Annotated in this window: 11 protein-coding genes and 1 tRNA gene; 7 read left to right on the forward strand and 5 right to left on the reverse strand. The window is 61.5% G+C overall.

What is annotated here, in order from left to right:
• Positions 1-18 precede the first annotated feature (18 nt).
• The 3 genes from AC3YUO_RS10280 to asnA all read right to left on the reverse strand — a co-directional run bounded on the left by AC3YUO_RS10280 (position 19) and on the right by asnA (position 4,303).
• The gene (locus tag AC3YUO_RS10280) at positions 19-2,412 is read right to left on the reverse strand and encodes a homocysteine S-methyltransferase family protein (RefSeq protein ID WP_489962946.1); all 2,394 of its coding nucleotides are present in this window, start codon (positions 2,410-2,412) and stop codon (positions 19-21) included.
• Entirely contained in the window at positions 2,399-3,076 is a 678-nt protein-coding gene (locus AC3YUO_RS10285; RefSeq protein WP_489962947.1) for a vitamin B12 dependent-methionine synthase activation domain-containing protein, read from the reverse strand. Before AC3YUO_RS10285 ends, AC3YUO_RS10280 begins: the two co-directional genes overlap by 14 nt.
• A 213-nt stretch (positions 3,077-3,289) precedes the next feature.
• Positions 3,290-4,303 (reverse strand): aspartate--ammonia ligase, encoded by a 1,014-nt coding sequence (gene asnA / locus AC3YUO_RS10290; protein ID WP_489962948.1) that lies wholly within the window; start codon positions 4,301-4,303, stop codon positions 3,290-3,292.
• Positions 4,304-4,556: 253 nt separating this feature from the next.
• On the opposite strand from asnA, the gene AC3YUO_RS10295 reads away from it, so the two are divergent.
• From AC3YUO_RS10295 to AC3YUO_RS10325, 7 genes are all read left to right on the forward strand, one after another.
• The gene (locus AC3YUO_RS10295; protein ID WP_489962949.1) at positions 4,557-5,315 is read left to right on the forward strand and encodes an exodeoxyribonuclease III; all 759 of its coding nucleotides are present in this window, start codon (positions 4,557-4,559) and stop codon (positions 5,313-5,315) included.
• 45 nt (positions 5,316-5,360) lie between these two features.
• Positions 5,361-6,224 carry a methylenetetrahydrofolate reductase [NAD(P)H] gene (gene metF / locus AC3YUO_RS10300; RefSeq protein ID WP_489962950.1) on the forward strand — a complete coding sequence of 288 codons (864 nt, stop codon included), beginning with the start codon at positions 5,361-5,363 and terminating at the stop codon, positions 6,222-6,224.
• Positions 6,225-6,310: 86 nt separating this feature from the next.
• The gene (locus AC3YUO_RS10305; protein ID WP_489962951.1) at positions 6,311-7,021 is read left to right on the forward strand and encodes a TVP38/TMEM64 family protein; all 711 of its coding nucleotides are present in this window, start codon (positions 6,311-6,313) and stop codon (positions 7,019-7,021) included.
• Between the two features lie 159 nt (positions 7,022-7,180).
• Positions 7,181-7,612 carry a Fur family transcriptional regulator gene (locus AC3YUO_RS10310; RefSeq protein ID WP_489962952.1) on the forward strand — a complete coding sequence of 144 codons (432 nt, stop codon included), beginning with the start codon at positions 7,181-7,183 and terminating at the stop codon, positions 7,610-7,612.
• Between the two features lie 30 nt (positions 7,613-7,642).
• Complete coding sequence (locus AC3YUO_RS10315) at positions 7,643-8,185, forward strand: NADH peroxidase (RefSeq protein ID WP_489962953.1); 543 nt, start codon at positions 7,643-7,645, stop codon at positions 8,183-8,185.
• A gap of 57 nt (positions 8,186-8,242) precedes the next feature.
• Complete coding sequence (locus AC3YUO_RS10320; protein ID WP_118644116.1) at positions 8,243-8,398, forward strand: rubredoxin; 156 nt, start codon at positions 8,243-8,245, stop codon at positions 8,396-8,398.
• Between the two features lie 282 nt (positions 8,399-8,680).
• Positions 8,681-10,126 carry a sodium:solute symporter family protein gene (locus AC3YUO_RS10325; RefSeq protein WP_489962954.1) on the forward strand — a complete coding sequence of 482 codons (1,446 nt, stop codon included), beginning with the start codon at positions 8,681-8,683 and terminating at the stop codon, positions 10,124-10,126.
• 73 nt (positions 10,127-10,199) lie between these two features.
• Here the strand turns inward: AC3YUO_RS10325 and AC3YUO_RS10330 are convergent.
• Positions 10,200-10,291: transfer RNA gene (locus AC3YUO_RS10330), tRNA-Ser, on the reverse strand.
• A gap of 205 nt (positions 10,292-10,496) precedes the next feature.
• Positions 10,497-12,707: a polysaccharide pyruvyl transferase CsaB gene (gene csaB, locus AC3YUO_RS10335; protein WP_489962955.1), complete on the reverse strand. Its 2,211-nt coding sequence runs from the start codon at positions 12,705-12,707 to the stop codon at positions 10,497-10,499.
• Positions 12,708-12,722: the final 15 nt, after the last annotated feature.

Below are 12,722 nucleotides of genomic sequence, written 5' to 3' on the forward strand. Positions count from 1 at the left end.
ACCCCGCAGGGACGTTGATTACCCGATGACCTGCCGGGCCACATCCACGCTCTCCTTGGCGTCCCGGGCGTAGAAGTCGGCGCCGATCTGCTTGGCGTAGTCGGGAGTGAGGACCGCGCCGCCCACCACCACCTTGCAGGGGACGTTCTCCTGATGGAGCAGGGCGATGGTGTCTGCCATGCTGCCCAGAGTGGTGGTCATCAGAGCGGACAGGCCCACCAGGGGGGCCTGGTGCTTTTGAGCGGCCTGGACCACCGCCTCCGGGGGCACGTCCCGGCCAAGGTCAATGACGGTGTAGCCGTAATTTTCCAGCAGCACCTTCACAATGTTCTTGCCGATGTCGTGGATATCCCCCTTCACCGTGGCCAGCACGATGGGGCCCTTGCCGGCCTCCTGGCCGGGCTGGCCGGAGAGGCGGGCGCGGATGACCTCGAAAGCGGCCTGGGCGGCACCGGCGGCCTGAATGAGTTGGGGCAGGAAAACCCGGCCCGACTCAAAGTCGGCGCCCACCTGGTCCAGGGCAGGAATGAGCACGTTGTCCACCACGTCCAGGGGCTCACGGGTCTCCAGAAGAACCCGGGCGGCCTCGCCGGCCTCGCCCTTCAGTCCGGCCTTCACCAGCTCACCCAGATCCCGGGTGCCGCCTGCAGCAGGGGCGGCGGAAGCGGGGCGGGAGGCGGCGGTGATGGAGGTGGACACCTGCACGTCGCCGTAGGCGGCAATGAAGTCCCGGGCGTCGGTGTCGATGTTCATGAGCAGGTGGTAGCTGCGCACCGCGGCCATCATGGCGTCCACGTTGGGGTTGATGATGGGCAGGTCCAGCCCGCAGGTCATGGCCATGGTGAGGAAGTTCTGGTTCACCAGGGGCCGGGCGGGCAGACCGAAGGAGATGTTTGACACGCCCAGCACCGTCTTCAGGCCCAGCTCGCTGTGGACCCGCCGCAGAGCCTCCAGGGTCTGGGCAGCCCCTTCCTGCTCGGCGGAGACGGTGAGGGTGAGACAGTCAATATACACGTCCTCCCGGCGGATACCGTAGGACAGGGCCCGGTCCAGAATCCGGTGGGCAATGTCCATCCGGGCCTGGGTGGACTTGGGGATGCCGTTCTCGTCCAGGGTGAGGCCCACCACGGAGGCACCGTACTTCTTCACCAGGGGGAGAATGGCCGCCATGGTCTCCTCGTCGCCGTTTACCGAGTTGACAATGGCCTTGCCGCAGTAAATACGCAGGGCGGGCTCCAGCACCTCGGGGCGGGTGGAGTCCAGCTGCAGGGGAGCGTCGGTTACCCCCTGCACCGCCTTGACCACCCGGACCATCATGTCCGCCTCGTCAATTTCCGGCAGGCCCACGTTCACGTCCAGAATGTCCGCCCCGGCCTCGGTCTGCTCCAGGGCCTGGCCCAGCATGTAGTCGATGTTGTCCCGCTTCAGGGCCTCCTTCATGGCCTTCTTGCCGGTGGGATTGATGCGCTCGCCGATGACCCGGACCCGGTCGATAGGCACGGTGCGGGTGCCGCTGCATACCGCGGCGGGGACGGAGCGGGGGATCTCCCGGATAGTCCGGCCCTCCAGGGCCTTGGAGAGGCGGGCAATATACTCGGGCGTGGTGCCGCAGCAGCCGCCGTAGAGCTTCACCCCCAGCTCGGTGAGCTGGGCCATGCTCTCGGCAAACTCCTGGGCGCTGATGTCATAGCCGGAGCCGCTGGGGTCAGGCAGACCGGCGTTGGGCTTGATGGCGATGGGCAGGGTGGACCAGCGGGTCAGCTCCTCCACCAGGGGGGGCATCTCACGAGGGCCAAGGGAACAGTTGACGCCGATGGCATCCGCCCCCATGCCCTCCAGAGTGAGGGCGGCGGAGGCGGGATCGCAGCCCAGGAAGGTGCGGCCCCGCTCCTCGTAGGTCATGGTGACCATCACGGGGAGGTCGCAGGTCTCCTTCACCGCCAGCAGGGCGGCCCGGGCCTCCTGGAGATCGGCCACCGTCTCGATCATTACAAGGTCGGCCCCCGCCTTAACGCCGGCCCGGACTTCCTCTTTGAAGAGGTTCACCGCCTCCTCAAAGGGCAGAAGGCCGGTGGGCTCCAGCAGCTGGCCGATGGGCCCGATGTCCAGGGCCACCAGAGCCCGGCCCGCGGCGGCCTCCTTGGCCAGTGCGATGGAGGGGGGGATGACCTCATCGGGGGTCTTGCCCGTGCGGGCCAGCTTCTCCCGGTTGGCGCCGAAGGTGTTGGCACACAGGATCTGGGTACCGGCCTCCACATAGGCCCGGTGAATGTCCAGAATCCAGTCCGGGTGCTCCAGCGCAGCCAGCTCGGGAGCCTCGTTCATGGCGAGGCCCTTGGCCTGGAGCATGGTGCCCATGCCGCCGTCCAGAAGGATGGGGCCGGGAGCGTTCAGTAATTCACGAAATTCCACAGTGTCCACCTGACTTTCGATAGCCGCAGTTTTCGTGAGCGGGACAGCTCAGACAGCTGCGGACGGATTGAGCGATTGGTTGATCGGCCACACCCAGAATGGCAGTGACCGACTTGCGGGGGATGAGAATGTGGCTGGCGCTGGCGGTGAGGCCCACCCGGCGGGGGGCGTCCAGCAGATCCAGCAGCTCATTCTGAAGGGTGAGGGGCAGGTCGCCGTAGCCCGGGCTGTACCGGAAGGGAAAGAAGCAGCCGGGGAACTGACTCTGGAGCTCCGTCTCAATCTGGTCGCAGACCTGTTCCACCGCCGCGTCGGCGGCGCAGTCCAGGGCCAGGCCTCGGAGCATGTCCCCGCTCTGTACCCGGCGGATGAGAGCGTCTGTCTGGACACCCAGGGTGGCGCAGAAGAGCGCCGCCCGGCGGCAGCCCCCCAGATGGCGCTTTAAGTCCTGGCCGGGGAGCAGCAGCCCGCAGGACAGTCGTACCCCCTCCGGTTCCGCCGTCACATCAAAGCAGCGCCAGGCCCAGCGGGGCCTGGCCTCCTGCACAATTTGTTCACAGGCCTGCTGCGCTTGGGCGCGCAGGTCCGCATCGGCGCGGTCGGGGGGACAGCCCATGTACCGCAGCACCTCGTCAAGATTCAGTTCAGAGACGGACAGATTCATAAGCTGCCCCTCCTTTCCGTTAAAAATTGGGTTGTGGCCCGCTTTGGTTACAGCAGGGTAATGCCGGCGCCCTGGCGGGAATGGGGCCCCATTTTCATTCCAACGGGCGAAGTGAATTCGCCCTGGAAAAATTCTCCGCTAACGCGTCGAATTTACGGCGCATAGCGCCGGGCCGCTGGAAGCGGCCAGCTGGGCAAGGCCCATTTTGGCTTGTTACAGCAGAGTAATGCCGGCGCTCTGGCAGGCCTGGAGGTTTGCTTCATCCCACAGGGAGGACTGGACCTCGCCAATATGGGCCTTGCCCAGCAGCAGCATGGAGACGCGGGACTGGCCGATGCCGCCGCCCATGGTGAGGGGCAGCTGGCCCTCCAGCAGCATCTTGTGGAAGGGCAGCTCACGGCGGTAGTCGCAGCCGGCTAGCGTGAGCTGACGGTCCAGGCTTTCGGGATCGACCCGGATGCCCATGGAGGACAACTCGATGGCCTGGCCGTTGACGCTGTCCCAGCACAGCAGGTCGCCGTTGAGGTTCCAGTCGTCGTAGTCGGGGGCGCGGCCGTCGTGGGGCTTGCCGGAGCGCAGCTTACCGCCGATGCCGGTGAGGAAGGTGACGGGGTGCTCCTTCACAAAGGCGTTCTCCCGCTCCTTGGAGGACAGGGTGGGGTAGAGGTCCTCCAGCTCCTGGGTGGTGATGAAGGTCACCTGGGTGGACAGCTGGGGCAGTACGCACAGCTGAGGGAAGACAGTGCGCAGGAAGTACTGGGTGTCGGCCAGAGCGCCCACAATGGACTGCACGGTGGCATGGAGGTAACCCAGGTTCCGGTCCTCCTTGGCGATGATCTTCTCCCAGTCCCACTGGTCCACATAGGCGGAGTGGAGGTTGTCCAGGTCCTCGTCCCGGCGGATGGCGTTCATGTCGGTGTAGAGGCCCTCGCCCACCTGGAACTGGTAGCGCTTCAGGGCCAGGCGCTTCCACTTGGCCAGGGAGTGGACCACCTGGGCGGTGCCCTCCACGCCGTTGATGTCGAAGGCCACGGGGCGCTCCACGCCGTTCAGGTCGTCGTTGAGGCCGGAAGAGGCGGCCACAAACAGGGGGGCGGACACCCGGTGCAGACGCAGGGCACCGGCCAGCTTGTCCTCAAACAGGCGGTTTAAAAGGCCGATGGCCTTCTGGGTCTCATAAATGGAAAGCAGGGAGGTGTAGCCCTGCGGAACCGTAATCTGGCGCATAATAAACACTCCTATTCGGTTTAGATTTTTTTATTATACAGAATCCCCCCTGGAAAAGCAACGTCAGACCCGGCATTTTTCCACTGTTCAGCAAGATCCCCAAGGAATACTTGCAAAGCACGGGGTTCTATCATATAATAAAGGCTATTCCATCGGATGGGAGCGGCCCGCCGGGTCGGTCCTCTTTCATAATAGTAGGAACGGGATGGAAGCGAATGAACATGCGCCGGTCGGTCCGGCGGTAGGAGGCACTATGAAATTCATCTCCTGGAACGTAAACGGCCTGCGGGCCTGCATGAAGAAAGGGTTTCTGGATTTTTACCAGCAGGAGCGGCCCGACTTCTGCTGTCTGCAGGAGACCAAGATGGAGCAGGGCCAGGCGGACGTTCCACTGGGGGAGGAAATTCTGGAGTACTGGAACTCCGCGGAGAAGAAGGGCTACTCCGGCACCGCCATCTTTACCCCCCACCGGCCTTTGGCCGTGGCCTACGGCATGGACCGGGAGCCCCACGACCACGAGGGACGGCTCATTACCCTGGAGTATGAGCCCTTCTACCTGGTGTGCTGCTACACCCCCAACTCCCAGGACGGCCTGAAACGTTTGGACTACCGCATGGAGTGGGAGGACGATCTGCGGGACTATCTCATGTCCCTGGACAAGCATAAGCCGGTCATCTACTGCGGCGATCTGAATGTGGCCCATCAGGAGATTGACCTGAAAAACCCCAAGACCAACCGTATGAACGCGGGCTTTACCGACCAGGAGCGGGAGAAGATGACCGTCCTGCTGTCCTCCGGCTTCACCGATAGCTTCCGCTTCCTCTACCCGGACGTCACCGGGGTCTACTCCTGGTGGTCCTACCGCTTCCAGGCCCGGGCGAAGAACGCCGGGTGGCGCATTGACTACTTTATTGTATCCGACCGCCTGCGGGACAAAATCCGCCGGGCGGAAATTCTCAGCAGCGTGGAGGGCAGCGACCACTGCCCGGTGCTGCTGGAGCTGGATCTCTGATCCCGGAGAAAGAGGGATAAAACAGCATAGAAAGAGGGAACAACTATGAAACTGGCACAGCTTTTCGGACAGGGAAAGACCGTATTTTCCTGCGAGGTATTCCCACCCAAGCGGGACATGCCCATTGACAGCATCTACACCACCCTGGACGGGCTGAAGGATATCCACCCGGACTTCATCAGCGTCACCTACGGCGCCGGCGGTTCCAAGGTCAACCAGACCACCCGGGAGATTGCCTCCATTGAAAATAAATACCACATTCCCGCCATGGCCCACCTGACCTGCGTGGGCGCCGACAAGAACGACGTGGATCAGCTGCTGGCTGACCTGAAGGCGGACGGTGTGGAGAACATTCTGGCTCTGCGGGGCGATGTGAACCCCGATGTGCCCCCCAAGACCGACTTTGCCCACGCCAGCGACCTGGTGACCTACATCCGCAGCCACAGCGACTTCGGTGTGTCCGCCGCCTGCTACCCCGAGGGACACCTGGAGAGCCCCGACATGGTCAGCGACATCCGCCACCTGAAGGAGAAGGTGGACGCGGGCGCCCAGCACCTGGTGAGCCAGCTGTTCTTCGACAACGAGGACTTCTTCCGCTTCCTGGAGCGCTGCCGCATCGCTGGCATCAATGTTCCCATTGAGGCGGGCATTATGCCGGTGCTGTCCCAGGCATCCATCCAGCGGATGGTGTCCATGTGCGGTGCCAGCATGCCCAGCAAGCTCACCCGCATCCTGGCCCGCTACGGCGATCACCCCGACGCCCTGCGGGAGGCGGGCATTGCCTATGCCATCGACCAGATCTCCGACCTTATTGCCGGCGGCGTGGACGGCATCCACCTCTACACCATGAACAACCCCGCCGTGGCCCAGCAGATTGCCGGCAGCATTTCCTCCATCCGCAGAGTGTGAGACAGGAAATTTTAAAAAGCTTTAAGAAAAATTTTGCCCTGTTCTAAGGTTCCTGTGGTATTCTGTGGGAAACGAGAGATAAAGAGGTGATTACCACGGGAAAGACAGCCAAGGGATTGTGCCTGGCGGGCACCGTGCTGCTGCTGGCGGGCGGGGTCTGGGGCCTCTATGAGAGCGGCTTCTTTGCCGCCTGCACCTCCCAGCAGGCCCTCCAGGACTACATTGCCGGACGGGCGCCCTATGCCCAGCTGTGGTTTTTCCTTCTGCAGCTGCTGTCGGTGGTGCTGGCTCCCATTCCCAGCAACATCACCGCCCTGGCGGGCGGGGTGCTCTTTGGGGTGTGGCCCGCCTTCCTGCTCACCTGGGCGGCCGTATTCCTGGGCTCCCTGCTGGTGTTCGGACTGGCCCGGGCACTGGGACGGAACTTTGCCGACCGGGTGGTCAGCCGCCGCCTGTCGGAGAAGTACCAGGAGGTCATCCGGTCCAAAACTACGGTGTTTCTTACCCTGGCCTTTCTGTTTCCCTATTTCCCCGATGACGTGCTGTGTATCCTGGCCGGACTGACGGACATCTCCTTCCGGCGGTTTGCCCTCATTGTTCTGCTCACCAGGCCCTGGGGCCTTTTGGTGGCAAGCGCTTTGGGCGGGTCCTCCCTGAACATTCCCATGTGGGGGCTGGCAGCGCTGGGCGCGGCGGGACTGGCCGTGTTTGTGCTGGGCATGAAATATGGCGATCGGGTGGAGCAGTGGGTGCTCCGCCGCCTGGTGCACCACCGGGAGGAACCGGACGAGACATAAGCGTAACAGACGAGCCATCCTGTGCAGTGAGACAGGATGGCTCGTTTTTTATGAGGAAAAAGATTTCAAAAATTTTTTTCATTTCCCTCTTTACAAGGAAGCGGGAATGTGCTAATATCTTGTTGTAAATAAGAATCAATACTGTTAGGGAGGTGGCCTGTGGAACGTGCAACCAGATACAGCAAGAAACGGGAGGCGATTTTAAACGCCATCCGGGCAACGGATATCCACCCGTCCGCCGAATGGGTCTACCAGACCCTGAAACCAACCCACCCTGACCTGAGCCTTGGAACGGTCTATCGAAATTTGAGTCTGTTCCAGCAGCAGGGAATCATACAGAGTGTGGGCGTGGTCAATGGCCAAGAACGGTTTGACGGCGTTGCCACACCGCACAGCCATTTTATCTGCCGCAGCTGCGGAGCGGTCATGGACCTGCACCGGGTCAAGCTGGACCCGGCCCTGGACCGCAGCATAGCGGAGGAATACGGCCTGGCGGTGGAGCGGCACGAGCTGACCTTTTATGGTTCCTGCCAAGCCTGCATGACCAAAGAGCAATCCAAGATGCCAACCAAAGAACCCGTTTGCGTATAACGCGAAATTATGTGAGGAGGAAATTTTATTATGAAGAAGTTTGTTTGTACTGTTTGCGGCTATGTCCATGAAGGTGACGTTCCCCCCGAGTTCTGCCCCATCTGCAAGGCCCCCGCTGAGAAGTTCAAGGAGCAGGTCGGCGAGAAGACCTGGGCTGCTGAGCACGTGGTGGGCGTGGCCCAGGGCGTGGACGAGGAGATCATCAAGGGCCTGCGCATGAACTTCGAGGGCGAGTGCTCCGAGGTCGGTATGTATCTGGCCATGGCCCGTGTGGCTCACCGTGAGGGTTACCCCGAGATCGGTCTGTACTGGGAGAAGGCCGCCTATGAGGAGGCCGAGCACGCCGCCAAGTTCGCCGAGCTGCTGGGCGAGGTCGTTACCGACTCCACCAAGAAGAACCTTGAGATGCGTGTTGACGCTGAGAACGGCGCCACTGCCGGCAAGTTCGAGCTGGCCAAGAAGGCCAAGGAGCTGGGTCTGGACGCCATCCACGACACCGTGCACGAGATGGCTCGCGACGAGGCCCGCCACGGCAAGGCTTTCGAGGGCCTGCTGAAGCGCTACTTCGGCTAATAAAATTCCGCCCTGTTGGCGAAACTGACTTCATATTCGGTGAAAGGAGTTTTTCCGATGGATAAGTATGTGTGCCCCTGTGGCTATGTGTACGACCCCGCTGTGGGTGACCCCGATCACGGCATTGCCCCCGGCACCCCCTGGGAGCAGGTCTCCGAGGATTGGGTGTGCCCCGTGTGCGGCCTGGGCAAGGATATGTTTGAGAAGGAGTAATTCCTGAAGTTTAACAGAGGGAACCGGGTGACCGGTTCCCTCTGTTTTTTAATGCCCGCAGGTTCTTTTCTGCGTAGGGAAAATACGGCAGTCAGAACCGGCTTGTCTGCCTAGGGGAAACACGGTTTGACAACAGGGTGCATGTTCCTGTATAATTTAATACATTAGTTCAAAAGAATTTTGGAGGAACTGTCAAACGGTGTCCTTTGGAGAAGGAAGGGAGGTATGCGGAACCGACTTTTTTGGGGAGTGTTGGTACATTGCGGTAGAATGGAGGCGTTTATGAATCATAGTCTGTTGAGTGTTTGGGATCTTGTCATTATTGGAGCTTACCTGATTCTCATGGTCCTGGTAGGCGTCTACTCGGTCAAGCGGATTAAAAATACCGGTGACTATTATGTGGCCGGACGTTCGTTTGGCCCGCTGGTCCTGATGGCAACGGTCTGTGCAACGATTATCGGCGGAAGCGGCCTGATGGGCCGGGCGGGCGTAGCCTATTCCGACGGATTCAAAGCCATTCTGACCGCTGTGCCCTACCTTTTGGGAATGTTTATCTTTTCCGGGTTTGCCGGAAAGATTTCGGATATTGGCATGGCCTATGACCTGACCTCGATTCCGGAGCTATTTGAGCGGCGCTTTGGGAAGCACTCCAAGCTGATCCTGTCGGTGCTCATCGCCTTTGCCATGATGGGAACCGTGGCCTCCCAGGTGACGGCCACAGCGACCATCATCAAAATGCTGGGCGGAGAAATCGGATTGTCCTATGAGGTGGGGGCGCTGATTGCCTGCGTGGTCTTCATGGTCTATACGGCCACCTCCGGACTGTTCGGCGTGGTCTATACAGACGTGCTGCAGTTTTACATGCTGATCATTTTTGTCTATATCCTGATTCCCGTGGCGGCCCTTATGAATGTCGGGGGAATTTCCAACTTCTTGGACAACCTGGACCCTGCTCTGGCCACGCCCTATGTGGACGGCAGTATTCTGGGCGACATTGTTACCTATCTGGTGTTCACCATGGCGGGCGCCGAGATGTGGCAGCGGGCCTTTGCGGCCCGGGACCGGCGGGCGGCCAAACGGGGCATGTTCCTGGGCACGGCGGTCTATGGTGTGACCATTGTCCTGGTCTATTTCATGGGCGTGGTCGGCCGGCAGATCGTTGGGGATGATGTGTTGGCTCAGTACGGCTCCACCGACGCTGTGGTTCCTGCCCTTGCCATCAAGATTCTTCCCGTGGGACTGACCGGACTGGCTCTGGCGGGTATGATTTCCGTGATTATGTCCACGGCAGACAGCTATCTTCTGGTGTCGGTCCAGACCTGCGTCCACGACATTGGAAAGACCATTTACCCCAAAATGAAAGAGCGGACGGAGATCTTGCTGTCACGCGCCTTTTCCATTGTCCTTCCCATCGGAGCACTGGTCATTGCGCTGTATATCAAAAATGCCTATAACATCCTGATGTTCGCCTGGAGCTTTTACGCAGCTGCCGCAGGCATTCCCGCCTTTGCTGCGCTCTTCTGGAGAAAGGCCACCAATCCTGGCATTATTGCGGCCATGGTCTCGGGCTTTGTGGTCTGCGTGGGCTGGAAGCTTGCCGGAGAGCCCTTTGGTCTTGGCTCGGCAGTCCCCGGCACTCTGGCTTGCGGCATTGCCCTGGTGGTGGTGAGCCTGGCCACCTATCGAACCTGCCCCTCTGTGTACCTGAAGGCGGAGAAGCAGTCGTAAGTTTTTCCTGTCTGAACGGATTCAAAATGTCAGAATAAAAAAGAAAGACACGCCATTGGCGTGTCTTTCTTTTTGGCGGAGTAGGAGGGATTCGAACCCTCGGGCCGCTTTTGACGGCCACACGATTTCCAGTCGTGCTCGTTATGACCACTTCGATACTACTCCATATCAAATTGTCTGCTGAGCACAGAAATAGATTCAGCGCGACAGCAACATGTATTATACCATTTTTTCGCCGGTAGTCAAGCCCATTCTGAAAAAAACAGCAAAAAAATCTGCGGGGGATCCAGTTCACAGAATGGGGGGAAAAGAGCGGGCCGGGAGACTACTCTCCCGGCCCGCTCAGACCATCTTTACGTGGTAAATTGGCTTACCGCTGCTGCTCCAGCATGTTCAGCAGCAGCGCTTCATTTTCCCGGGCCGCCTGAGCCAGCTGGGCGGACTTCAGGCGGAGGCGCTCCAGCACATGGTCGTAGTCGGCCATGAGGGCATCCGCGCAGATGATAGCCTCCTCCGAGTCAAAGCGGTCCACGTAGCCAGCAGCAGGCAGCTCCAGCTCCTGGAGGTAGCTCTCCACTTTGGGGTCATAGACAAGACCCATGGAGGGCACAGCCATGCGGCCGGCAAAAATCAGAGTGTGCAGACGCATGGCCAGACACAGCCGGGCCTGTCCCAAAACGGCCATCAGCTCCCGGGGGGTGCAGGCGGCGTCCAGAATGTAGGAGGGCTCGGACATGGCCTGCCGCACCAGCTGGGCGGTGGCCCGGTCCCGGGTGGGCTGCATCAGGAGGAACAGCACCTCCAGACCGTAGGTGCGGCGCAGGTGGTCGCACAGAGTGGCCAGCTCCTTGGGGAAACGGCCGGTGTCCGGCCACTCCCGGACCGATACCGCCACAAAGGGCTTGCCCTCCGGCAGACCGGCCGTCCGGCACAGCTCCAGCCCGCGCTCCGGGGAGGCGGGGGAGAGATGGAACACCGGGTCGGCGGTGACGTGCAGATCGGAGCGGGTGACACCCATGTCAGCCAGCTCCCGGGCGGAGCTGTGGTCCCGCAGGGTGACCAGCGTGGCCCGTTCCACTACCCGCTTGACCCGCCGGCGGTTGCCCGGGCGGCGCACCGGGCCAATGCCGTTGGCGTACAGCATCACCGGTTTGCCCAACAGCTGGGCGCAGCGGATGACGGACAGATAATAGAAGAGGGAGCGGGTGGAGGTGGTGTCCTGGAGCAGGCTTCCGCCGCCGGAAAGCAGCGCGTCGCTGCGCCGCAGGGCGGAAAACACCTTCCACATGCGGAAGCGAGGGATGGCCTCCATGCCGTACTGCTTCCGGGTGAGTTCCGGGTCGTTGGAGAGAACGGTGACGCCGATGTCGTCGCTGGCCTCATGGATGGCCTGCTGAATGGCCTCCAGAATGGCGTCGTCACCCGCGTTGGCAAAGCCGTAATAGCCGCTCATGACCACCTGATACTTCCGCCGGCGTACCTGCTCGTACATGGCCAGACAGTCGTTTGCCATGCGGCGCACGGAGTAGTAGTCAAAGATGACCTGGCGGCCGTAGGCACCCGCCTGTGCCTTCTCCTCAGGAGAGAGAGCCAGGGCGGCCGTCACGTCCTTCAGCAGGATCTGGGGCTGGGAGAGGGGCAGGCCGCGGCAGCAGAAGTTGCCCGCCTGGGCCTCCGCCAGCTTCTCCGGGCCAAAGAGGCCGTGGTAGCCCTCGTTGCCCGCCACAATGACGGGCTTGGCGGCGGACATGGCCTCCAGGGCGGCCCGGGATACGCCCACAAAGATGTCGCCTGCGGCCACAATCTCGTTGATGTCCGTGCGGGGACCGGCCATGGTGACGCAGGAGCGGCCCAGGGCGGCGTTGACCTCCTTGGCCTTGGCCAGCAGCTCCTGGAAGACGTTGCCGCCGCCCGCAATGAGCAGCTGAATGCCGGGAACCGCCTGGTCCAGCTGGGGGGCAATCTCAATGAGCTGCCGGGCCACCAGAGCCCGGTCTTCATCCATCCGGCTGACGTAGGAAACAATGGGCTTGCTGGGGTCCAGGCCGAACTCGGCCATGACCCGCTCCCCGGAGATGTCCGGGGAGAATTTCTCCGTATCAATGCCGTTGATGGTGACGGAGATGTGCTCGGCAGGGAGGTGGTACTCTCGAATAAGGTAGGACTTGATGTCCTCGGACACCGCGATGGTGCGCTGCCCCCAGTTGGTGAGGTAGCGCAGCATGCCGCTGGTGTCAAAGACCCAGTGGGCGGTGGTGACGAAGGGAAAGCCCATGCGGCGCTGGAGCGTGCCGCACAGGAAAGCGGGGATACGGGCATGGGCATGGACCACATCGGGCTTTTCCTGGGAGATGACATCCCGGAGAATGGCCCGGGAGCGGAGCATATCGCCCAGGCTGCGCCGGTGCATGGGGGCGTTGTAGTGACGGATGCCGGCGGCGGTGATTTCGGGGACGTAGACGCCTCCGTTGGACACCACCACCACCTCATGCCCCTGGTGGCGCAGTTCCTTGGCCAGCTCCACAATGTGGGTCTCCGCTCCGCCGATGTCCAGTCCCATGGTGGCCATCAGGATTTTCATGGCACAGGCTCCTTT

It is taken from the genome of Pseudoflavonifractor sp. HNCC25GI2, assembly GCF_058136395.1.